Origin of the sequence: Pseudomonas sp. W15Feb34 (assembly GCF_023127765.1) — a bacterium.
GTDB lineage: Bacteria > Pseudomonadota > Gammaproteobacteria > Pseudomonadales > Pseudomonadaceae > Aquipseudomonas > Aquipseudomonas synxantha_A.
On record NZ_SPKN01000046.1, the window covers coordinates 114398 to 137832 of the forward strand.

A 23435-nucleotide genomic window follows, 5' to 3' on the forward strand; every position below is an offset into this window, starting at 1 on the left:
GCACTCGATCTGGCCGCGCGTTGACTACAAAGAAACTACAGTGAAGGGGGAATAAGCCTACGTGGGATTCGTCTCATAACACTTTCCCCCTGCGGCCTCGGGCCCTGGAGCTTCTATGGTTGATCACTCTTTACCGCCGCGTCCGCCTCTTGGTACTACAAGTCTGCTCGTCAGGCTGGCGTGTATAGGGGGCGTGGTGGCAGTGTTGGTGGTTGCATTTGCCTACGTCAACGGCACCCTCGACCCACAGCGTCTGCGGCCAAAGACCTTGGTCAATGCCCTGGAAACCAATAACGGCGTACACCCGGGCTTTCGCCGCAATCATGCCAAAGGTGTGTGTGTGGCGGGTTACTTCGAGGCGAGCACAGAGGCGCGTGCTTACTCCAGCGCCCAGGTGTTCAGCGAGGCCAAGACCCCGGTGATTGGCCGGTTTGCTTTGCCCAGCGGCAATCCATATGCACCGGACAGCAGTGTGCCGATTCGCAGTTTTGCCGTGCAATTCAGCCAGGCAAACGGCCAGCAGTGGCGAACGGGAATGAACAGTATGCCGGTGTTTCCGGTGGGCACGCCCGAGGCGTTCTACCAACTGCTCAAGGCGGGTGCGCCAGACCCGGCCACCGGCAAGCCGAACCCTGCGAACATGCCGGCGTTTTTTGCCGCACACCCGGAGACGGCGCCGTTCCTGGCCTGGGTCAAGACTGCCAAGCCATCGGCCAGTTATGCGACGCAAACCTACAACGGCATCAATGCGTTTTACCTGGTGGGCGAAGGTGGCAAGCGTCAGGCCGTGCGGTGGAGCGTGGTGCCGCAAAGCCAGGACGCGGCGGGTGATGCTGCGCCGTCGGGCAGTGACTTCCTGGGACAGGATTTGGTGCAGCGCCTGGCCGCCGGGCCTTTGCGTTGGCAGTTGAACATGACCCTGGCCAACCCCGGCGACCCCTTGGATGACGCGAGCAAGACCTGGACCGGCCCGCATACGCAGTTCAACGCCGGCACTCTGGTACTGCAAAGCAGCCAGCCGCAGGCAGACGGTGATTGCCGTGATATCAACTTTGACCCGCTGATTTTGCCCAGCGGTATCGAGGCCTCCAACGACCCGTTGCTGGCCGCACGCTCCGCCGCGTATGCCAGTTCGTATCTGCGCCGTGCGGGTGAAGTCAGCCCGTTGCACAGCATCCCTCAGGAGTCGAAGCCATGAATGCTCAACCGCGTTTTTTTGCACCGCTGGCGCGTCTGTTGCACTGGCTGATGGCGCTGATGATCATTGCCATGCTGTTTATTGGTGCGGGATTGGCGGCGTCGGTGTCGGAACGCCATGAATGGCTGATCCACCTGCACAAACCGCTGGGTATTGCGATCCTGGCCCTGGTGCTCGTGCGTTTGGCCGTGCGCTTTACCACCCGGCAACCGCCGCTGCCAGCCGATTTGCCGATGTGGCAAGTGCTGGCGGCCAAGGCTTCCCATGTGCTGCTGTATGCGTTGATGCTGGTGTTGCCGCTGCTGGGCTGGGCGATGATTTCGGCCGCCGGTGACCCGGTGATGCTCAGCAGTTCTGTGCAACTGCCAGCCCTGGTAGGGGCGAATGCGCCGTTGTTTGCGCTGTTGCGCAAGGCTCACGGCTACCTTGCCTACCTGTTGTTCCTGACAGTGCTGGTGCACTTGGCGGCGGCGCTGTTCCACGGGTTGATCCGCCGCGATGGGGTATTGCAGAGCATGACCGGCACCCGGGATTGATCGCTTCTGTGGCGAGCAAGCTCGCTCGCCACAAAAAGCTTGCCACAAGGGTTAACGCAAAAGCCCGACGATATCGGCGACGCTGCTCAATACGTCCTTGCCCAGCTGTTTCGATCGATCGCCCGACCAGCCGGTACGCGGGTTGGGCGCATCGTCGTTGTCCTTGAAGGGCATCTCCAGGGTCAGGGACAGGCAGTCGTACTTCTCACCGACTGCGTTGCAGGCCAGGGTCATGTTAGCTTCGCCCGGCAGGTCGCGGGTGTAGCCGTAGGTGGTTTGGAAGTCCCGGGTCAGATGGCTCAGGTGGTTGCGAAAGTGTTTTTCCAGGGCTTCGATGCGTGGGGTGTAGCCTGGATTGCCTTCGCAGCCGGCGGTGAAGATGTAGGGGATTTCTTCGTCGCCATGGATATCGAGGAACAGGTCCACGCCGTACTTTTCCATTTGCTGCTGCACAAACAGTACTTCCGGGCTGGTTTCCTGATTGGCGCTCTGCCAGGCGCGGTTCAGATCCTGGCCCATGGCGTTGGTACGCAGGTGACCGTGAAAAGCGCCATCGGGGTTCATGTTGGGCACCAGGTACAGGTCGGCCACTTTCAAGAGTTTTTTCAACTCCGCGTCACCGTCCTTTTGCAGGCGTTCAATCACGCCCTCCATAAACCATTCGGCCATGTGTTCGCCGGGGTGCTGTTGGGCAATGATCCACACCTTACGGCGACCTTCAGCCCCTTTGCCACGGCGCAACAGTTGTATATCGCGGCCCTCGACACTCTTGCCGGTGGCCAGCAGCTTGACGCCGGCGTACTTCAGGGCTTGTTCGATCAGCCAGTCGTGACGTTCACGGCTGTAGGGTTCGAAGTAGGCGAACCATACGTGCTTTTCGCGGGTCTGGAGCGTGATATGCAGGATCTCGCCATCAAAGCGCGTTGGCACCCGGAACCAGTTGATATGGTCATAGGATGCCACGGCATTGTAGCCGCTCCAGGCGTGTTTATAGGATGAGCCACCGGCGTTGCTCAATCGAAAAGTGTGGGTGTGCCCCACATGCATGCCTTCGGCCTTGAAGTGGAACCATTGAAAATGTTTGCTGCGGGTGTCGGGTTTGATTGCCAGTAACAACTGATAGGCATCGCTGGCATCCAGGACCTGGATATTGCCGCTGTCGAAGTCGGTGCTGATCTTGATGGAGGTCAAGGCCACGGTCATAGTCTGGTTGCCTGAATATGAGTGATGTGGCGGCTATATTACACAGAGGTCAGGTAAAACCTGGATGCAAAATTGTTGCACGGGGAGGGGGCGTCATCCCTGACGCCGCGGCAGCTTAGGGGCTATGAGATTGATTCTCAAGCGCTATTTCGCAAAGATCCGGGCTAGAGCTGTCGTGTGGCTTTCTTTCGACGATGGTCTTTTGCTACCATGCGCGCCATCGAGCAACACACAGTCTTCATTAGCCTGAAGCCATGCCAGGGAAACTGGCAAAAAAAAGACCCGGCCAAAGAGCCGGGTCAAAAACCGTGATTAGCCTGATGAGGAGATATTCCAAGAGTCCGACCTAAGGTCCCTTGGTCTATCGACTGATCTCGCGATCAGCTTGGTCCAATAATAATCATTATCATTTGCAAGTCAAATGTTTTTATCCCTTGGATAGAAATATTTTTCTTTCGTGTCTGTTACGCGTTTGCCTGGGCCCCCGGCGCTTGCAACGAGCGCTCCACCATCGCCTTCGCCATATCGATCAAATACACCACGGAAAACGCCAGGTCGCGCTGATTGCCTTGATGGCTGCACGCTGATTCGTAGGCGGTTGCCGCAGCACTGCGCAGCAGGTCAGACGCGTGAACCAGGGCTTCCTCTTGGCTGACGCCCGGCTTGATCGCGAACAGGGCACCCTCCACGGCTGGTGCCGACATATCTTCTTTCAAGTAATAGTCCAGCGCGCGCTGGGCCGCGCCGCTGTGGCACATGTTCTGTAATTCAACCTGTTCGGGTATTTCAGGCAATGAAAGCGGGCTATTCGTCATAAGCGGCAGTACTCCGGTGGGTGTCGAAATCCTTAGGCTTGATGATAGTACGTATCGTATTTATGTCGTTTTATGGATTACTACAAACTGTTTATTGCCCCGAAAAATACGCACCGTATTGTCAGGCGCCATGGATAACTGGATAGCGTTGGTCAAAGCCAACATGAAAGACCGCAAGGTCACGCAGGAGCAACTGGCAGAGCGCCTGGGTATGTCCCAGGGCGGCGTCGGCCATTGGCTCAACAAGCGCCGAGTGCCGAGCCTTGCGGACATGAACCGGGTGCTGGCCGAGCTCGGGCTGGGCTACCTGGAGGTGGCGCTGGAGATTCGCGAACGGGCCGCGCAAGAGCCTGCGTTGCAACAGCACTACAACCCGTATTTTCGCTATCCGGTCAGCGACTGGCAGCAGGCGTGCGAGCTGCGCGAAGAGCGTGCACTCTATGGGCCTGGCCGCTACGAATTGACCGATTACCACGCGCGTGGCGAGGCGTTCTGGCTGCCTGTAATGGGCGACGCCATGACCGCGCCCACGGGCATGAGCATCGGTGCCGGGACGATGATCCTGGTGGACCCGGCCATCGATCCTGTACCCGGCAAACTGGTTGTCGCCCAATGGTCTGGCAGTTCCCAGGCCACTTTTCGCCAATTGCAGGAAGAGAGCGGCCAGCGCTATCTGGTGCCGCTCAATCCGACGTACCCCAAGGCGCTGCTCACCGACGACTGCCACATCCTTGGCGTCGTGGTGCAAGCCACCGCGAAGTTCTAGGCGGTGGTTTCAAGCTCCACCAGCGCGCTGCCTTCGGCAACCATTTCACCTTCCTGGCAGAACAGCGCCTTGACCACCCCGGCATGGGGCGCACGGATGCTGTGCTCCATCTTCATGGCTTCGAGTACCACCAGCTGTGTGCCAGCCTCAACGGTTTGGCCTACCTCTACCAGCACGCGAACGATGCTGCCGTTCATCGGTGCGCTGAGACCGCCCTGATGAGATTGGCCGGCCTCGACCGCCGCAATCGGGTCGAACAGCCTGACGGCATGCATCTCGCCATTCCAGCGCAGGTACAGGCTGCCTTCGTTGCGGACCGCCAGATGGGCACGGCGTACACCCTGGTGTTCGATCAGCAGCTGCTCGCCGCACAACTGCGACGTGTGCCCGGCCAATGTCACCAGCCGATCCTGCCCGTTGCAGCTCAGATGCAGCGACACTTCGGCGGGCAGGCCCGCACGAAAGCCCTGGTTATTGGCCCAAGGCCCATCACCTACCGGCAGGCTCTGCATAAACGCCGAACCTGCTGCCTGCCAGAATGCATCGCTCAACGCACCGGGCGCCGGTAACAGTTCATCCTGATAACGCGGGATAAACCCGGTGTCCAATTCGGCCGCCGCGAACGCGGGATGGCCGATGATGCGCCGCAGAAAACCCAGGTTGGTCTTGAGCCCACCCACCGCGAACTCATCGAGCATACTTAAAAGTCGCAGGCGTGCCTGTTCGCGGTCTTCACCCCAGGCAATCAGTTTGCCGAGCATCGGGTCGTAGAAGGGCGACACGCTGTCCCCTTGCTCGACACCGCTGTCTACCCGACGGCCCGGGCCTGGGCTGGATTCGCGGTACAGCGCCAGGTGACCGGTGGCCGGCAGGAACTCGTTGGCCGGATCTTCGGCATACAGCCGCACTTCAATCGCATGACCGATCAAGGGTACCTGCTCCTGTGTGATCGGCAGCGCCTCGCCTTGGGCGACCCGAATCTGCCACGCCACCAGGTCCAGACCGGTAATCGCTTCGGTGACCGGATGCTCCACCTGCAGTCGCGTGTTCATCTCCATAAAGAAAAACTCGCCACGGGCATCCAGCAGAAACTCCACCGTACCGGCACCGACGTAGCCGATGGCCTGGGCCGCCCGCACGGCCGCTTCGCCCATGGCCTTGCGTTGCTCAACGCTGAGCCCTGGCGCCGGCGCTTCTTCGACAACCTTTTGATGGCGCCGCTGGATCGAACAGTCGCGCTCATTGAGGTACAGGCAATGGCCATGCTGGTCGGCAAACACTTGAATCTCGACATGACGCGGCTTGAGCAGGTACTTCTCCACCAGCATCTGCCCATTGCCGAAGGACGACAGCGCCTCGCGCTGGGCGGAGGCCAGGGCATCGGCCAATTGGCTGACATCCTCGACCACCTTCATGCCCTTGCCGCCGCCACCGGCCGTAGCCTTAAGCAATACCGGGTAGCCAATACGCTCACAGGCGGCGCGGAAGGTCTCCAGGTCCTGGGCCTCGCCGTGATAGCCCGGCACGAGGGGCACACCGGCGGTTTCCATCAATGCCTTGGCCGCCGATTTGCTGCCCATGGCGTCAATGGCGGCAGCGGGCGGGCCGAGGAAAATCAAGCCTGCCGCCTCGATGGCCCGGGCAAAGCCAGCGTTTTCCGAGAGGAAGCCGTAGCCGGGGTGAATCGCCTGGGCGCCACTGGCGTGAGCGGCGGCAATCAGTTTGTCGATTTGCAAGTAACTGTCGGTGGCTTTGCTGCCTCCCAGATCGACACGAATATCCGCCTCGCGGCTATGGCGCGCATCACGGTCGATGGCGCTGTGCACGGCCACGGTCGTCAGCCCCATGGCCTTGGCGGTGCGCATGACCCGGCAGGCAATCTCGCCACGGTTGGCTACCAGTACGGTGGTCAGTGTGCTCATGAGCGCGGCTCCTGGGCTTGCCAGTTCGGCGCACGTTTTTGCAGGAAGGCCCGCAACCCTTCCTGGCCCTCGGCGCTTACGCGAATGCGCGCAATGGCGTTTTCGCAATAACGTCGCAGCGCCGGGGTGAGGGCACCGTTGCCCACTTCACGCAGTAAATCCTTACTGGCGCGCATCGCCGCCGGACTGTTTTGCAGCAGGTTGGCCACCCACTGGTCCACCTGGTGATCCAGGCTCTCGGCCGGATAACTCTCTGCCAGCAAGCCGATCTCCTGCGCCCGCTGGCCGCCAAATCGCTCGGCCGTCAGAGCATAGCGGCGGGCCGCGCGTTGGCCGATGGCCTGCACCACGAATGGGCTGATCACTGCGGGCGCCAGGCCGATGCGCACTTCCGACAGGCAGAATTGCGCGTCATCGGCGCCGATGGCCATGTCGCAGCAACTGATCAACCCCAGCGCGCCACCATAGGCCGCACCTTGCACCACGGCCAGCGTGGGGATTTTCAGCTTGGACAGGTTGTACATCAGCTCCGCCAGTTCGCGAGCGTCGTCCAGGTTGGTGTGGTAGTCCAGCTCGGCCGACTGCTGCATCCAGGCCAGGTCGGCGCCGGCACTGAAATGCTTGCCGCGCCCGCGCAGTATCAGAAATCGCAGGGACGGGTCGGCTTGCACCCGGTCCAGGGCGATGATCAGTTCGCGGATCATTTCGGCATTGAACGCGTTGTTCTTGGCTTCACGACTGAGCCACAGCGTGGCAAAGCCACGGCTGTCGGTGATCAGTTCGAGGGTGTTGAAATCGTTCATGGGGTGCAGCTCCATTTACATGCGGAACACGCCGAAGCGGCTCGGCTCGATGCGGGCGTTCAGTGCGGCGGACAAGGCCAGGGCCAGCACGTCGCGGGTCTGCAGTGGGTCGATGACACCGTCATCCCACAAGCGCGCGCTGGAGTAATAGGGGTGGCCCTGGGTTTCATACTGGTCGAGGATCGGCTGCTTGATGGCGGCTTCCTCCTGCGCACTGAAACCGTTGCCTGCGCGCTCAGCCTGCTCGCGCTTGACTTGTACCAGCACCCCGGCGGCCTGTTCGGCGCCCATCACGCCAATGCGTGCGTTGGGCCACATCCACAAGAAGCGCGGGTCATAGGCGCGACCGCACATCCCATAGTTACCGGCGCCAAAACTGCCACCGATGATCACGGTGAACTTCGGCACCCTGGCGCACGCCACCGCCGTGACCAGCTTGGCACCATGTTTGGCGATGCCGCCGGCTTCGTACTTCTGGCCGACCATAAAGCCGGTGATGTTTTGCAGGAACAGCAGGGGGATCCCACGCTGGCAAGCCAGTTCGATAAAGTGCGCGCCTTTCTGCGCGGCCTCGGCGAACAGGATGCCGTTGTTGGCCAGGATCGCAATCGGGTAGCCATGCAAGTGCGCAAAGCCGCAGACCAACGTTGTCCCGAACAACGCCTTGAACTCGTCGAACACCGAAGCGTCCACCAACCGCGCGATGACTTCGCGCACATCGAACGGCTGCTTGGCATCCGCCGGAATCACGCCGTACAGCTCTTCGCTGCTGTACAGCGGTGCCACAGGCGTGCGCTGCAGCAACTCACCTTGTTTGCGCCAATTAAGGTTGGCCACGCTGCGCCGGGCCAGCGCCAGGGCGTGTTCGTCGCTGTCGGCGTAGTGGTCGGCCACGCCGGAGATCTTGCAGTGCACATCGGCGCCGCCGAGGTCTTCGGCGCTGACCACCTCACCGGTGGCCGCCTTCACCAGCGGCGGGCCCGCAAGGAAAATGGTGGCTTGCTGGCGCACCATGATTGCTTCATCGGCCATCGCCGGCACATAGGCGCCGCCGGCGGTACATGAGCCCATCACCACGGCGATCTGCGGGATGCCCTGGGCGCTCATGTTGGCCTGGTTGAAGAAAATTCGCCCGAAGTGTTCGCGGTCGGGGAATACTTCGTCCTGGCGCGGCAGGTTGGCGCCGCCGGAATCCACCAGGTAGATGCACGGCAGACGATTCTGCTCGGCGATGGTTTGGGCGCGCAGGTGCTTTTTCACTGTCAGTGGGTAGTAGGAACCGCCTTTGACCGTGGCATCGTTGGCGACGATCATGCACTCCACGCCTTCCACACGGCCGATTCCGGCAATCACGCCAGCCGCCGGTACGTCTTCGCCATACACCTGATGAGCCGCCAGTTGGCTGAGTTCAAGAAACGGCGAACCCGGGTCGAGCAAGCGATTGATGCGCTCCCGGGGCAGCAGCTTGCCGCGCGAGGTGTGGCGTTCCTGGGCCTTGGCACCGCCACCCTGTTGCACGTGGGCGAGCAGGGTATGCAGGGCGTCGACCTGTGCAAGCATCGCCGCGCTATTGGCGGCAAATTCCGCCGAGCGCGGGTTGAGTTGGGTATGCAGGGTGGCCATGACGCGCTCCTTCAGCGGGTTTCGTTGAACAGTTCGCGACCGATCAACATCCGCCGAATCTCACTAGTGCCGGCGCCGATTTCATACAGCTTGGCGTCACGCAACAGGCGCCCGGCGGGGAATTCGTTGATATAGCCGTTGCCGCCCAGGATCTGGATCGCATCCAGGGCCATCTGCGTGGCGCGCTCGGCGCTGTACAGGATTACACCGGCGGCGTCCTTGCGCGTAGTCTCGCCCCGCTCGCAGGCTTGGGCCACGGCGTAGAGGTAGGCGCGGCTGGCGTTGAGCTGGGTGTACATGTCGGCAACCTTGCCCTGGATCAGCTGGAATTCGCCAATGCTCTGGCCGAACTGCTTGCGGTCGTGGATGTAGGGCACGATCAAATCCATGCACGCCTGCATGATCCCGGTAGGGCCGCCGGACAGCACCACGCGTTCGTAGTCCAGGCCGCTCATCAGCACTTTCACGCCGCCATTGAGCACGCCGAGGATGTTTTCCTCCGGTACTTGCACGTCATCAAAAAACAGCTCGCAGGTATTGGAGCCGCGCATGCCCAGCTTGTCGAACTTGTTGCTGCGACTGAAGCCTTTCCAGTCGCGCTCGACGATGAAGGCTGTGATGCCGTGGGGGCCTTTTTCCAGGTCGGTCTTGGCGTAGATCACATAGGTATTGGCGTCGGGGCCGTTGGTGATCCAGGTCTTGCTGCCGTTGAGTACGTAGTGGTCGCCGCGTTTGTCGGCGCGCAGTTTCATCGAGACCACATCGGAGCCGGCATTCGGCTCGCTCATGGCCAGGGCGCCGATGTGCTCGCCGCTGATCAGCTTGGGCAGGTACTTGAGTTTCTGTTCGTGGTTGCCGTTGCGATTGATCTGGTTGACGCACAGGTTGGAGTGCGCACCGTACGACAGCGCCACCGAGGCCGAGCCGCGGCTGATTTCTTCCATGCTCACCACATGGGCCAGGTAACCCAGGCCGGCGCCGCCGTATTCTTCCGGCACGGTGATGCCCAGCAGGCCCATGTCCCCGAACTTGCGCCACAGGTCGGCGGGGAACAGGTTATCGATGTCGATCTGCGCCGCACGCGGTGCGACTTCCTTGGCCACAAAGGACTGCACCTGGTCGCGCAGCATGTCGATGGTTTCGCCGAGGGCGAAGTTCAGGGACGGGTAACTCATGGGCAGGCACCTTAATGTCAGCTTTGTTGTTGTGTGGGTTGGGCGCAGGAGGAGGGCGCTCACCTTTACGTTAACGTAAGCTTGCGTTGCGGTGCTGTCAATCGTAGTTTACGTTTACGTCAACCTACAAAAAAGACAACAAGGGGTCGTTATGGATCAACCGAATCAGAGCTACAGCCGTGGCTCTCAGGACAAGCGCTTGCTGGCCATGACCATAGGCCAGGCATTCGATCAAACCGTCGCGCAGTATCCCGATGGCGAAGCCTTGGTGGTTCGCCATCAGCAGCGGCGCTACACCTGGCGGCAACTGGCCGAGACGGTTGATCTGCATGCACGGGCGTTCCTCGCCTTGGGTATGCAGATCGGTGACCGCCTGGGTATCTGGGCGCCCAATTGCGCCGAATGGCTGATCTGCCAAGTGGCAAGCGCTAAGCTCGGTGTGATCCTCGTCAATATCAACCCGGCCTATCGCAGCAGTGAGCTGGATTACGTGCTCAAGCAATCCGGCTGCCAATGGCTGGTGTGCGCCGGTTCGTTCAAGAGCTCCGATTACCACGCCATGCTCCAGGCATTGAAGCCTGAGCTGAGCGGCCTCATCAGTCTCGATCCCAGCCCGCCGCCGACATTCATGCCCTGGTCGCAATTATCGGCCCTGGGCGCAGGCGTGCCGCCCGAGCAACTGCAAAGCCGGCAGACCAGCCTGCACTTCGACCAACCCGTGAATATCCAATACACCTCCGGCACCACCGGTTTCCCCAAGGGTGCCACCCTCAGTCACCACAATATCCTCAATAACGGTTACATGGTCGGCGAAAGCCTGGGCTTGACCGCGCAGGACCGCCTGGTCATCCCGGTGCCGCTGTATCACTGCTTCGGCATGGTGATGGGTAACCTCGGTTGCATCACCCACGGCACCACCATGATCTATCCCAATGACGGTTTCGACCCGCTGCTGACATTGACTGCCGTCGCCGAAGAACGAGCCACCGGCCTGTATGGCGTGCCGACCATGTTTATCGCCATGCTTGATCACCCAGGCCGGGCCGGGTTCGACTTGGCCAGCCTGCGCACCGGTATCATGGCCGGGGCGACATGCCCGATCGAAGTCATGCGTCGGGTCATCAACGAACTGCACATGCGCGAAGTGCAAATTGCCTACGGCATGACCGAAACCAGCCCCGTGTCGCTGCAAACCGGGGCGGATGACGATATAGAACGGCGCGTCACCACGGTGGGCCGCACCCAACCGCAACTGGAGACCAAGATTGTCGATGATGCCGGCAACACCGTGGTGCGCGGCGTGATCGGTGAACTATGTACGCGCGGCTACAGCGTGATGCTCGGTTACTGGAACAACCCCGACGGCACCCGCGAGGCAATCGATGAGGCCGGCTGGATGCACACCGGCGACCTGGCAACCATGGACGAGCACGGCTACGTCTGCATTGCCGGGCGTAACAAGGACATGATTATTCGCGGGGGCGAGAACGTGTACCCGCGTGAGCTGGAAGAGTTTTTCTTCACCCACCCGGCAGTGGCCGATGTGCAGATCATCGGTATTCCGGATGAGCGTTACGGTGAAGAAATCGTCGCCTGGATCAAGTTTCATCCCGGCCATGTGGCCAACGAGCTGGAACTGTCGAGCTGGTGCAAGGACCGCATCGCCCACTTCAAGACGCCCAGGTACTTCAAGTTTGTGGACGAGTTTCCGATGACGGTGACGGGCAAGATCCAGAAATTTCGCATGCGCGAGATCAGCATTGAGGAGTTGGCGTCTGCCCGAGAATGAGCCGTGGGGCGCTTTGTAGCGCGGGCTAGCTGAATACCACCGTTTGAAGCGCGAACGATCGCACATTGATCGTTTGTTCCTTCAAATGGAGTTTGGTAAATGAGTGAGCTTGATCAACCTGGCAGCAGTCAATCAACGGCGGTGCAGAGCGTTCATGCACGGGTGATACAGGACCGGTTGCCGTCCTGGTACGGCGCCGCCGACCTTAAGCGCAAAAAGGAGTTTTCTGAAACGCAGTTCGCGATGCCCGAATGGTATAAAAACTTGTCGTCGGGGAAAAAGTTGAAGCTGAGTGATGCTTACATCCGCAGCTTTAATTCGCTGAATAGACTGGATGACAGTTTTAATGGGCTTAAAGGGGTTGTGGATTTTGTCGAACCACTTTTAGTGGCGGCCATGAAAGAAAAATTCGGTGGGCGTCACAATGTAAGGCAGCTATTTTTTGCCACTGAAAAGTTGATGCCGGCTGATCGCTCTAAAGTCTTTGGGCGAGAGGCATCATGTTATTGCTATTACGAAGGTGTTAGTCTGCTTGAGGCGGCATTAAAGAACTTTGCGATAGAAGATACCCTTGAGGTGGCCGATCAGAACGCCAGGCTTATCACTCAGTATGATTTTCATCGACAATCGCCCTCTTATACGTTCAATCATACGCAAACGCTCGGCGGTAGAGTCTCGATACAACCTCATTTGTTTGCCAGCCTGTGCCGAGAATTGGATTTGGGTACGCAATACTTGAGGCATGTCGAGTCGTTTATCTGTCCCGAAGACACATCCAACTTTGCAGCGGGCACCGCCACCAAGACCATGCGTAATCGCATGTTGAATTCGGCCAGGTATCAGTTCCTGTTCGCCGCCGAGGTAGCGCTTGGGTGCGGGGATATTCAAGAAGACACCTACCAGGTGATGCGGAAAACAGCGGATAACCATCAGGAATTAAAGTGGCGAGAGAAAACACTCACTTATTCGGGACTTAAGTTGCTTGGGCAGCCGCTGGCGCAAATTGTTGTTATAGGTAATGTCAATGTGCAAGTTGCTCATCGCAGCCTGGTGTTCATGAATGAGCCTTGTGTGGTGTTCATTCCAGGAGATCCTGTTTGTATGTTGAAGGAATACTCGAGTTTGACAAGCTTCAAACTTGATTTGGTTGAGCGATTGTATTTGGTAAGTTATCGAAGGTTTTTTAGTCAGTTCATACCCTACGAGCGACAAGGTGTATTTTTTACTAAGCTCAAGCGGCATCTTGATCCCTCCGGTAAATTTTCTGAACGTGAAGATTATGATTCTGACAAAAAGGATCTCAGGGGCGTCACCGCTTCTTATGGGGGGCGTTTTTCGGTGTTGTGGCGCGAACACGCTTGGCAAAAAGCCAATCTAATACTGAGGAATGCGCAAGCGATGGCCGTTTCCAATGATGCGGCGGATCAGCGTGCACGTAACGCCTGGTTGGTCAAAATGGGCAGCATGGCTTTGAATGTATTGAATGTTGCAGTTTTTATTTTCCCCGAGCTGGCTCCCGTGATGCTCGCAATTGGGGCAGCGCAAATGTTATGGGAGGTCGCATCGGGAATAGCGGCGTGGGACGAAGGGGATACAAAAGCGGCATGGGCCCACGTTTCGGCCATTGCCTTTAATGTATCTACGGCGGCGGTGGGGGCCAAGTTGTTTCCGCTGGTCAAGACGGCATTTGTTGAAAGCCTGGCCCACGTTCGTTGCCCCGATGGCAATATCCGTCTGTATTCTCCTGACCTGAGGCCTTATCAGCGCCAGGTCACAATGCCTGATGGTCTCACGGCCAATGAAGACGGATTGTTTGAACATGAAGGGGGATTATACCTGCGGGAAAAAAATAACACGCATTACTTGGTGGAGCGGATGGGTGCCAGCAATGACTTTAAAATCCTGCATCCGGACAACCCGGCGGCTTATACCCCAAAGGTAAGCCGTACGGGCGCCGGGGCGTGGGCACATGAGCACGAGAACCCGATGACATTGACCGGGCCGCAGTTGATGCAGCGGTTGGGCCCGATGGCAGAGCGTTTTGCCAATGAGCCTCTTAAGCTCGAACGCATAGTGCAAATGACTGCAACGGAAGTGGACACTCTACGTAAGATACATACAGACCAGGCAGCACTGCCCGCGCTACTGACCGATACCTTGAAGCGACTTGAAATGGATAATGTCGTGGCAGAGGAAGTTTCCACTGTCAGGGCCTCACAGAGAGCGGCGTATCAATCTGACCTTTTCACCCAGCGCTACGCCGCCGCCGAGGGTGGAGAAAGCGCGACAGTAAGGTTTATCAAACGCTTATTCCCTTCTCTACCCACGGCGGTTGTCGAGGAACTGTTGAACGGTGCCAACTCCTCCGAAATGCAAGCGCTCACCGAGCGCCAACGCATGCCGCAGAACTTGGCTGAAGAGGCCCGTCATTATCAGCAGCAGGTGCGTTTGGCGCGAACGTATGAAGGGTTATACCGAAAAACCCTGGCCAATGACGACACGCAACGCATGGTGCTGCACAGTCTGGATAAGCTTCCTGGTTGGCCATCAGACCTGCGCATTGATGTTGTCGAACGGCTGCCGGGTGGAGAGCGCCTACTGGATTCGGTGGGGCCAGAGAATGCGGCGGTCAAGCGTCGTTTCATCAAGTTCGGTCCCAAGAACCTTTATGAGGTACAGGACGAAAAAATCGCGGTATTGAACCATCAGGCGGACATCTATGGGGCTGTACAGTCAGCAGTTTCACCTGAGGATTGGAGGGCGATGAACCTGACGGCCTCTGATCGCGGCGCGAGTCTGAAACAGGCACTGGAGCAAATGCCGCTGATGCCTCGCGATGAACTGCGTGCGTTGCTGCGCATGCAGCCTGCCAAACCACGCTACAAACCGCCAATGCGCCTTGCCGATGGACGCTTTGGTTATCCATTGAGCCCGGTAGGCGGTGCGGGTCGTCGACCTTATGCATGTGAAAGGGCAGCGTTAGACCTTTATCCGTCAACGTCCATCGAGGAGGTGGATCAGATGCTGGGGCTAGAGGGCGTCAACGATATTGGATTTATGGCAAAAATGGATTTGCTCAAAGACGAGTTCAAGCAACTCAATACAGACTTGGACGCCTGGCGGGCCGACGGTGATAGCCAGCAACGCAGGACCCGTGGCCGGGTCGCCGATGCAATCAAGGATGCATGGCAGCGTCGGTCGCCGCAACAGGCCGTGGCCGCCGAGCAAGAGCGCATGGCGTACATCCTGCGCTTGGCTGATGAGCAACCCGGTGAGTTACCGGCGATTACGGCGAACATGGACCATGTGGACTGTTTGGATTTATCCAGAATGTACCTTTCGGATGCGTCCTTGCCCTTCTTGAGCGCATTCGGCGGTGTGCGCTGGTTGGATATCAGCTCTAGCAACTTCACGCAGCTGCCGGAGTTTGCCAACGGTGGAGCGGATTTGACCTGGCTCGATGTGAGTGGTAACGACATTCGGTTGACGAGGCAAGGCCAGACGCAACTCGAAGGCATGCAGCGTTTGACCGTACTTAACCTCTCCCATAACCGTCAGTTGGGATGGGCCGCCGATCTGAGCAATATGCGTGACTTGAACCGGCTGAATCTGGCGAATACCGGAACGACGACCTTCCCCAGAGGTGCCGGGCGCCTGCATAACCTGGACTGGATCGATCTGCACACAAACGCGATTACTCAGCTGCCCGAGTACGCCGTTGAGAATCCGGACCGAATCAACGTGCATGAAAATCCTGTGTTGCAAGTAGTCCTTACCGATGACCACGTCACCCTGGCTGAGGCGCGCAGGTTGTGGCTGCACGATTCCCCCCCAGCCATGCAGGCCGGTCGCGGCGAAATGTGGGACCAGCTCAGTTCCAGCCCTGAGGCGGCGGCATTTTTTACCGTGGTGGCGGACACAACCCGTTGTGCAGAGTACAAATCCGGGGTTACCCGGCCGCAACTGGCGGAGCGCGTTTGGGACATGATTGGGGCCGTCCATGAGAACCAACACACTCGCGATGTATTGTTTAAATCAGCTGATGATCGCGTTACCTGTGGTGACGGGAGTGTGCTGGAGTTCATGAACATGGAAACTGATCTGTTGGTGGAAAAATCGCTTGAGAGGGTCGGAGAGCATGACGTTGAGGCGACCCTGATTGGCACCGCAGAGCGACTATTTCGCCTGGAGTTGGTAGATATCATCGCTGAGCGTGACGTCGAGGCGCGCGGGCCGGCCTTCACCGAGCAGGCCGAAGTCATCTTTGCTTATCGCTCCGGCTTGGCGCAGCGACTGGATTTGCCGATCAAATCCCTTGAAATGCTCTATCGCCCTATCGCGGGTGTGGCCCCGGAGACTCTTGATGCTGCCTATGTACAAGTGCTTGAGGGCGAAAAAAACATCAGTGAAAAAAGTCATTTTTTTGTGGACATGGAATTTTGGAGAAACCAACTTCGCGCCCAATACCCACAGGACCTCAGCACCCTGACGATGGCCGATTTTGAGGTAATAACCGAGAAGCAAGAGGCGTTGGAAAAGGTGGTAGATCTGCAGAACACACAGGATGACCTTGTAGAGCAGGATGCAAAGAAGGCTTGGCAGCTAGAGTACGAGACAGCGGTTAACAGAGTTGCCAGCCTGCTGGGTAAGAGCCGGGATCAAATTCTGGCCGATGGGTCAATGACCAGTGGTTTCTATAACCAGGAAATGAAACAACTGAGGGCGCAGCGACAAGCCAAGGAAACAGCTGCGCTGCGGGCTTTGACGGTTACTGTGCTTAACCAATTTTCGACGAAGAAGGTGGCATCCGCCTAAGTCACATAAGTGCAAGCAGCACAAAGGGGACCCGAAGGTCCCCTTTAATTTGTCGTTGCGTGCTCTTTTCTTATTATTGAGGGGCGGCCTGTTGTTGTTTTTGGTAGCCGTGGCCCGTACCGCTGTTTTTGGCGACCCCCATCCGGGGTCAAGAGCAAACGTATTTTTTTGAGCGCTGACCTGCTTCTTCGTAAACGATCCAACCAGTGGTAGCTACCTGAGGTAGTTTTGTTTTTCTCTATCCGGTTGCGGGTTGCGGCATGCCGTACCCTGCGAAGCACATCTTCTCCAAAAAAATCTGTTAGCTGCGTCTCTGCCGTGTTGTTTTTGTTATGTCAGAGTCGTTTCGTCTTGTTTTTATTAGGTTTGGCGCTTTTTATTCTTGTTATGCCATAGAGATAGCAGGAGCCGTGCCAACTTTTTAAATTCGTTTAAAATCATGTGGTTAGTATTTTTCTGGCAAATAGTTTTGCCTAGGCATGACGAATTATGTTCCCGCGTTACCCGTTGTGCAGGTGTGCGGTAACACATTGTCACAGCTGTGCTACTCAACTGGCGTTACGCACCTTCGCAACACGCGACCCGCTAGGTCGACCAAGGACGTGGCTGATCTGCCGGCCCGCGCCAATCAAGCGTTCCAGGTCGATCCCCGTTTCGATCCCCAAACCGTTGAGCAGGTACAACACGTCTTCGGTGGCCACGTTACCGCTGGCGCCCCTGGCGTAAGGGCAGCCGCCGAGGCCCGCGATAGAGCTGTCGAATACATTTATGCCTTCCAGCAGGCTGGCATAGATATTGGCGATGGCCTGGCCGTAGGTGTCATGGAAATGCCCGGCCAGCTTGTCCCTTGGCACTTGCGCCCCGACCACTTCGAACAGGCGCCGAGTTGCGCCCGCGGTGCCCGTGCCGATGGTGTCACCCAGGGACACTTCATAGCAGCCCATGGCGTACAGCTCACTGGCGACCGCGGCCACTTGCTCCGGGGCGATATCGCCTTCGTAAGGGCAGCCCAACACGCACGACACATACCCGCGCACGCTGATGCCGTGCTGTTTGGCCGCGGCCATGATCGGCGCGAATCGCTCCAGGCTTTCGCTGATGGAGCAGTTGATATTGCGCTGGGAAAAAGCCTCGGACGCCGCGGCAAACACCGCAACTTCCTTGACCCCGGCCGCCAGCGCATCCTCGAACCCGCGCAGGTTCGGCGCCAGTGCACCGTAGGTCACGCCGGGCTTGCGCTGGATCTGCGCGAATACCTCAGCCGAGCCGGCCATCTGCGGCACCCATTTGGGCGAGACAAAACTGCCGACTTCGATATAGCTCAAGCCGGCTTCGCTCAACGCGTTTACCAGCTGGACTTTGTCCGCCACGCTGATGGGCTGGGCTTCGTTCTGCAAACCGTCGCGTGGGCCGACTTCCACCAGGCGCACGTAAGAGGGGAGGGACATGGCAGTTACCTTCTGGTTAATGGCCGGCTTGGCTCATGGTGTGCGCAAGGGCCTGGGTGCAACGCTCTTCGGCGGTGTCCAGTTCCAGCTTCATTTGTTCGATATCCAGCAGTTGCTGTTCCAACTGTTCGCGGCGTTCGGCGATCTTCGCCAACATGCTGTTGAGCTGGATCTGGTTGCCGCCGCTGGGGTCGTAGAGTTCGATCAGTTCGCGGCATTCGGCCAGGGAAAAGCCGATGCGCTTGCCCCGCAGGATCAGCTTGAGGCTGACTTTGTCCCGCGCCGAGTAGATACGCTCCTGGCCCCGACGTTCCGGGGCCAGTAGGCCTTGTTCTTCATAGAAGCGAATGGCGCGGGTGGTGATGTCGAGCTCGCGGGCGAGGTCGGAGATGCTGTAGGTGGTGCTCATGGCGATGCTCAAGAAAGGCTTGGCGCTAAGCTAATTGCAGGTTGACGTGAACGTCAAGGGGCGCTGCGCGTGCCATCGGGGGCAAGCCCCCTACCACAATGGGTATTCTTGAACCTTAGGATTGCTGTTTGTCGAGCTTCTTTTCGTGGGCGGTGACTTGCTGGCACAACTCGATCATCTGCTCACGCATCCAGCGGTTTGCCGGGTCCTGGTCGGTGCTTTCATGCCAGTACAGGTGGGTTTCCACCGGGGGCACGTCGTTGACCGGCAGGTTGAACCAGTGCAGTTCATGGCGACGAGCGAAGCGTTCGGGCACGGTCATGACCATGTCGGTCTGCTGCAACACTTGCGAAGCCATCAGGTAGTGCTGCGAGCGCAGGGCGATCTTGCGTTGGATGCCCATTTTGCCCAGCGCCAGGTCCACATGGCCCAAGCCATTGCGACGGCTGGAGATATGGATGTGGGTCAATGACAGGTAGTCATCCAGGCTGAATTTGTCCTTGCCTGCCATGGGGTGACCCTTGCGCATGGCGCACACGTAGCGGTCTTCCATCAATTTGACATGGCGCACCTGCGGGTCGGTGTTGAGCGGCGCATCCACGGCAAAATCCAGGCGCCCGGCGGCCAGTTCCTTGGTGGTCTCACGGCGCTTGCACAGGAAACTCTCGATCACCACGGTCGGCGCCAGGCGGCGCAGGCGCTGGAACAATAACGGCAGAATCACCGCTTCAGTGAGGTCGGTCATGCTGATGCGGTAGGTCTTGGCGGCCTGCTGGGGATTGAAAATCCGGCTTTCCTGCACCGACACGCGCAGCAACGACAGGGCATTGCGCACCGGGCCGATGATGTTCTGCGCCATCGGTGTGGGCACCATGCCTTGGGCTGTGCGTACAAACAGCGGGTCGTTGAAGGTTTCGCGCAGACGTGCCAAGGCGTTGGACACTGCCGGCTGGGTGATGCCGACGATCTGCCCGGCGCGGGTCAGGTTGGCTTCGGTATAGATCGCATCAAAGACGATGAAGAGGTTGAGGTCGACCTTGCTCAAATTCATTTCGTTGCGCTCTTATTGTGAGTGTCCATGCGCCGATCATATATCGGTGATGAATGTTAATACACGCCGAGAATAGGCTAGGTAAATTATCAGCGCTGTTCTAGCATCGAATACATGACCTAAACAACCTCTCAAAGAAGGGAGCTGCTCATGGATTTCGCCTATTCGCCCAAGGTTCAGGAACTGCGTGAGCGCGTCACTGCGTTCATGGACGCATACGTCTATCCGGCCGAGCCGGTGTTTGAGCGCCAAGTCAGCGAAGGTGATCGCTGGCAGCCCACGGCCATCATGGAAGAACTCAAGGCCAAGGCAAAAGCGGAGGGCTTGTGGAACCTGTTCCTGCCGGAATCCGAGCTGGGCGCTGGCTTGACTAACCTTGAGTACGCGCCGCTCGCGGAAATCATGGGGCGTTCCTTATTGGGCCCGGAGCCGTTCAACTGCTCCGCTCCCGATACCGGCAATATGGAAGTGCTGGTGCGCTACGCCAACGAAGAGCAGAAACAACGCTGGCTTGAACCACTGTTGCGGGGAGAGATTCGCTCCGCCTTCGCCATGACCGAGCCCGATGTTGCCTCCTCGGATGCCACCAACATGGCCGCCCGCGCCGAACGCCAGGGTGATGAGTGGGTGATCAACGGCAAGAAATGGTGGACCTCCGGCGCCTGTGACCCGCGTTGCAAAATCCTGATCTTCATGGGCTTGAGCAACCCGGATGCGCCGCGCCATCAGCAGCACTCGATGATTCTGGTGCCGGTAGACACCCCCGGCGTGAAAATCGTGCGCCCGTTGCCGGTGTTCGGATACGACGATGCCCCCCATGGCCACGCCGAGGTGCTGTTCGACAACGTGCGCGTGCCGTATGAGAACGTCTTGCTGGGGGAAGGTCGTGGCTTCGAAATCGCCCAGGGCCGCCTTGGCCCGGGCCGTATCCACCACTGCATGCGCTCCATCGGCATGGCTGAGCGTGCCCTGGAATTGATGTGCAAACGCTCGGTGAGCCGCACCGCGTTCGGCAAGCCGCTGGCCCGTCTGGGCGGCAATATCGACAAGATTGCCGACTCACGCATGGAAATCGACATGGCGCGCCTGCTGACCCTGAAAGCGGCGTACATGATGGACACCGTGGGCAATAAAGTGGCGAAAAGCGAAATCGCCCAGATCAAGGTGGTGGCGCCGAATGTGGCCTTGAAGGTGATCGACCGTGCGATCCAGATCCATGGCGGCGCCGGGGTTTCCAATGATTTTCCGCTGGCCTATATGTACGCCATGCAACGTACCCTGCGCCTGGCGGATGGCCCGGACGAAGTGCACCGCGCGGCGATCGGCAAGTTCGAGATTGGCAAGTATGTGCCGCGGGAGATGATGCGCGGCGGGCAGTAACACCGCGTCACCTCTATCGGGAGCAAGCCCCCTCCCACATTTTGACTGTATTCACAAATCCAAGTGTGGGAGGGGGCTTGCCCCCGATGAGGCCAGTCCAAGCACCTCAAACTCCAAGGCTCAGTACACCCAAACCTCCACCCGCCGATTCTTGATCCTACCTTCGTCCGCGGTATTCGCCGCCACCGGCATCTGGGCGCCAAACCCGCGAATATCCTTGAGCACCACGCCGCTCTTTGCCAGCTCGCGGCGCACCGCCATCGCCCGTAACTTCGACAGCAACGCCGCACGTTGCGGATCGTTCTTGGTATCGCCAAAGCCCACCAGCGTGACCTGCTTGTTCAGCTTGCCGTGGCTTTTGATATAGGCCACCACCCGCTGCAAATCCTGGCGTGCCTTGTTGTCGAGGCTGGCGCTACCCTCTTCGAAGCGAAAATTTACCGTCAGGCGCTGAGCGTCGCGGGCGATGGCCTGGTAGTCGTCAGGCATTGACGGGCGAGGTGTCACGCCGATCGCCTGCACCTGCTGGGCGATAAACCCATTGGCCGCCACAATCGCCTGGCCTTTACTGGATTGGGTAAAGTCCACCAACGCCTTGGCCCACGGATTGCGGGAGGAGGGCGGCAGATAAAAGAACAGCCGTCGCGACAGCGGGTAATCTTCGGTGGCGATGAGGCTGGTCAGCGGCAACATCGGTTGCGAGGCGCCATCGGCAATCGCCACTGCTTTAGCCTGACGCACATAGGGCAGGCCGATAAAGCCGATACCCTGGGGGTCCTGGCTGACTGCGTCGGACAGTTGTTCGCTGGATTCGAAACGCTTGGCTGACGGCGCGAGCGGCTGCTGACGTCGGCTCAACACCAGCTCCCTGAAGGTGTCGTAGGTGCCGGACTGATCATCACGGGCATATAAATGAATGGCACCGCCACTCCCGCCCAACGCCTCCCAGGTGCTGACTTCGCCGTTGAAGATCTGGGCCAACTGCTCGGTGTCAAGAGTATTGAGTGGGTTGCGTGGGTTAACAATGATCGCCAGGCCATCAATGGCGATGACCTGTTCGGCATCGGGGCTTTTCAGGTCGCCCAGAGGTTCAAGGTCCACCAGTTCGCCGTCCTTGATCGCGCGGGACGCGGCGGCGAGGTCCGCGCGGGTATTTTTCAGCGCGGCAAAGCCGGTGCTGGAACCGTGGGCCGCGACTTCGATGGTCACCGTCTTGCCTTGGTGCGTCGTGCCGACCACGCTCTGTTCATTTGCCCCGGCGCCCGGTTCGCTGCGCACATCCCGTAAGCCTTGATGCTCCATCAAACCCATGACCAACGCCGGGCCGAGTGCCGCGCCAATGGTGTTGGAGCCCTGGATGCGCAGGGCGGGACCTTGGCCGGGGACGGGAAGAGGGGCTGCCACGGCGGGGAGGGCGATCGCAATACACAGGAACAGAACGCGCAGCATCATGCCGGCACCTTCTCAAGCCAAAGGAAGTGCCGCGAGATTAAGTCAGTTGGGTTGCAGCAATGTGACTGATGCATCGCAAGGCTAAATGTGGGAGGGGGCAAGTCGAATCGTCGCACCGCCCCTCCCACATTTAGATCTTCACCAGGCTTGCTATCAGCTCAGTTCCAACCAGATCGGTGCATGGTCCGACGGCTTCTCCAAGCCACGCAAATCGTAATCCACCCCGGCATCCTTGACCCGTGGCACCAGCCCGGTGGACGCCATGATCACGTCAATGCGCAGCCCGCGCTTGGGCTCATCCTCAAACCCACGGCTGCGATAGTCGAACCAGCTGAAACGGTCGGTCACGTCCGGGTTGAGGTGGCGGAAGCTGTCCACCAGGCCCCAGTTCTTCAGGCGCTCCATCCACTCGCGCTCCTCCGGCAGGAAGCTGCACTTGCCGGTTTTCAGCCAGCGCTTGGCGTTATCGGCGCCGATACCGATGTCGCAGTCTTGCGGGGAAATGTTCACGTCGCCCATCACCACCAGCGCCTGGTCATTGCTGAACTGGCTTTCCAGCAGGTGCTGCAAGTCTTCATAGAAGCGCTGCTTGGCCGGGAACTTGGTGGGGTGGTCGCGGCTTTCGCCCTGGGGGAAGTAGCCGTTCATGATGGTCACCGGGTGGCCATTTTCATCGGCGAAGGTGCCCCAGATAAAACGACGCTGGGCGTCTTCTTCATCGCTGGCAAAACCTTTGTGCAGGCTCAAGGCCGGCTGGCGCGAGAGCAGGGCCACGCCGTAGTGGCCTTTCTGCCCGTGGTAGTACACGTGATAACCCAAAGCCTGCACTTCGGCCAGCGGGAACTGATCATCGTGAACCTTGGTTTCCTGCAGGCCGATCACGTCAGGTTGATGCTTTTCAATCAGCGCCGCCAGCTGATGAGGGCGAGCACGCAGCCCGTTGATATTGAAGGAGACGATTTTCATGGTCGGCAGTCCAGTCTGGCAAAAGGGCGATGCTAGCCGACAAGTCGGACGGGGGCCAGCGTGGCGGCAGGGTGAATGCGCTGC

17 protein-coding genes are annotated in these 23435 nt (G+C 59.0%); 6 read left to right on the forward strand and 11 right to left on the reverse strand.

Going from position 1 to position 23435, the window contains the following annotated elements; translation table 11 throughout:
- Positions 1 to 115: 115 nt before the first annotated feature.
- Both E4O97_RS23965 and E4O97_RS23970 read left to right on the forward strand, forming a co-directional pair.
- Positions 116 to 1198: a catalase family peroxidase gene (locus E4O97_RS23965; RefSeq protein WP_248162433.1), complete on the forward strand. Its 1083-nt coding sequence runs from the start codon at positions 116 to 118 to the stop codon at positions 1196 to 1198.
- Entirely contained in the window at positions 1195 to 1734 is a 540-nt protein-coding gene (locus E4O97_RS23970) for a cytochrome b (RefSeq protein WP_078821698.1), read from the forward strand. The genes E4O97_RS23965 and E4O97_RS23970 overlap by 4 nt, the downstream gene beginning before the upstream one ends.
- 51 nt (positions 1735 to 1785) lie before the next feature.
- On the opposite strand, the gene E4O97_RS23975 is transcribed toward E4O97_RS23970, so the two are convergent.
- Positions 1786 to 2937 carry a M14-type cytosolic carboxypeptidase gene (locus E4O97_RS23975; protein WP_005789223.1) on the reverse strand — a complete coding sequence of 384 codons (1152 nt, stop codon included), beginning with the start codon at positions 2935 to 2937 and terminating at the stop codon, positions 1786 to 1788.
- 464 nt (positions 2938 to 3401) lie between these two features.
- Positions 3402 to 3752: a DUF3077 domain-containing protein gene (locus E4O97_RS23980; RefSeq protein WP_177464476.1), complete on the reverse strand. Its 351-nt coding sequence runs from the start codon at positions 3750 to 3752 to the stop codon at positions 3402 to 3404.
- A gap of 130 nt (positions 3753 to 3882) precedes the next feature.
- Here E4O97_RS23980 and E4O97_RS23985 point away from each other — a divergent pair, with 130 nt between their 5' ends.
- Positions 3883 to 4518 (forward strand): S24 family peptidase, encoded by a 636-nt coding sequence (locus tag E4O97_RS23985; RefSeq protein WP_032880563.1) that lies wholly within the window; start codon positions 3883 to 3885, stop codon positions 4516 to 4518.
- On the opposite strand, the gene E4O97_RS23990 is transcribed toward E4O97_RS23985, so the two are convergent.
- The 4 genes from E4O97_RS23990 to E4O97_RS24005 are packed head-to-tail and all read right to left on the reverse strand — an operon-like array spanning position 4515 to position 10041.
- Entirely contained in the window at positions 4515 to 6440 is a 1926-nt protein-coding gene (locus E4O97_RS23990) for an acetyl/propionyl/methylcrotonyl-CoA carboxylase subunit alpha (protein WP_248162435.1), read from the reverse strand. The genes E4O97_RS23985 and E4O97_RS23990 overlap by 4 nt on opposite strands.
- The gene (locus E4O97_RS23995) at positions 6437 to 7243 is read right to left on the reverse strand and encodes a gamma-carboxygeranoyl-CoA hydratase (protein ID WP_216091729.1); all 807 of its coding nucleotides are present in this window, start codon (positions 7241 to 7243) and stop codon (positions 6437 to 6439) included. Before E4O97_RS23995 ends, E4O97_RS23990 begins: the two co-directional genes overlap by 4 nt.
- A 15-nt stretch (positions 7244 to 7258) precedes the next feature.
- A complete protein-coding gene (locus E4O97_RS24000; protein WP_228308596.1) occupies positions 7259 to 8866 on the reverse strand; it encodes a carboxyl transferase domain-containing protein in 1608 nt (535 codons plus the stop codon).
- Between the two features lie 11 nt (positions 8867 to 8877).
- Entirely contained in the window at positions 8878 to 10041 is a 1164-nt protein-coding gene (locus tag E4O97_RS24005) for an isovaleryl-CoA dehydrogenase (protein WP_005789212.1), read from the reverse strand.
- Between the two features lie 151 nt (positions 10042 to 10192).
- Here E4O97_RS24005 and E4O97_RS24010 point away from each other — a divergent pair, with 151 nt between their 5' ends.
- Complete coding sequence (locus E4O97_RS24010) at positions 10193 to 11830, forward strand: AMP-binding protein (protein ID WP_248162438.1); 1638 nt, start codon at positions 10193 to 10195, stop codon at positions 11828 to 11830.
- Positions 11831 to 11929: 99 nt separating this feature from the next.
- Positions 11930 to 16645 carry an NEL-type E3 ubiquitin ligase domain-containing protein gene (locus tag E4O97_RS24015; protein ID WP_248162440.1) on the forward strand — a complete coding sequence of 1572 codons (4716 nt, stop codon included), beginning with the start codon at positions 11930 to 11932 and terminating at the stop codon, positions 16643 to 16645.
- Positions 16646 to 17193: 548 nt separating this feature from the next.
- On the opposite strand, the gene E4O97_RS24020 is transcribed toward E4O97_RS24015, so the two are convergent.
- The 3 genes from E4O97_RS24020 to E4O97_RS24030 all read right to left on the reverse strand — a co-directional run bounded on the left by E4O97_RS24020 (position 17194) and on the right by E4O97_RS24030 (position 19553).
- Entirely contained in the window at positions 17194 to 18093 is a 900-nt protein-coding gene (locus E4O97_RS24020; RefSeq protein ID WP_248162442.1) for a hydroxymethylglutaryl-CoA lyase, read from the reverse strand.
- A 16-nt stretch (positions 18094 to 18109) separates the two neighbouring features.
- Positions 18110 to 18502 (reverse strand): MerR family DNA-binding transcriptional regulator, encoded by a 393-nt coding sequence (locus tag E4O97_RS24025; RefSeq protein WP_005789203.1) that lies wholly within the window; start codon positions 18500 to 18502, stop codon positions 18110 to 18112.
- A 115-nt stretch (positions 18503 to 18617) separates the two neighbouring features.
- Positions 18618 to 19553, reverse strand: coding sequence for a LysR family transcriptional regulator (locus E4O97_RS24030; protein WP_078821691.1), 936 nt, complete (start codon positions 19551 to 19553; stop codon positions 18618 to 18620).
- A gap of 150 nt (positions 19554 to 19703) precedes the next feature.
- Between E4O97_RS24030 and E4O97_RS24035 the strand changes: the two genes are divergently transcribed.
- On the forward strand, positions 19704 to 20933 hold the full coding sequence (locus E4O97_RS24035; protein WP_005789200.1) for an acyl-CoA dehydrogenase: 1230 nt from the start codon (positions 19704 to 19706) through the stop codon (positions 20931 to 20933).
- 120 nt (positions 20934 to 21053) lie between these two features.
- Here the strand turns inward: E4O97_RS24035 and E4O97_RS24040 are convergent, their stop codons facing one another.
- Positions 21054 to 22385 carry a phosphate ABC transporter substrate-binding/OmpA family protein gene (locus E4O97_RS24040; RefSeq protein ID WP_248162444.1) on the reverse strand — a complete coding sequence of 444 codons (1332 nt, stop codon included), beginning with the start codon at positions 22383 to 22385 and terminating at the stop codon, positions 21054 to 21056.
- A gap of 153 nt (positions 22386 to 22538) precedes the next feature.
- Entirely contained in the window at positions 22539 to 23351 is an 813-nt protein-coding gene (gene xthA / locus E4O97_RS24045) for an exodeoxyribonuclease III (protein WP_032880573.1), read from the reverse strand.
- Between the last annotated feature and the right edge of the window lie 84 nt (positions 23352 to 23435).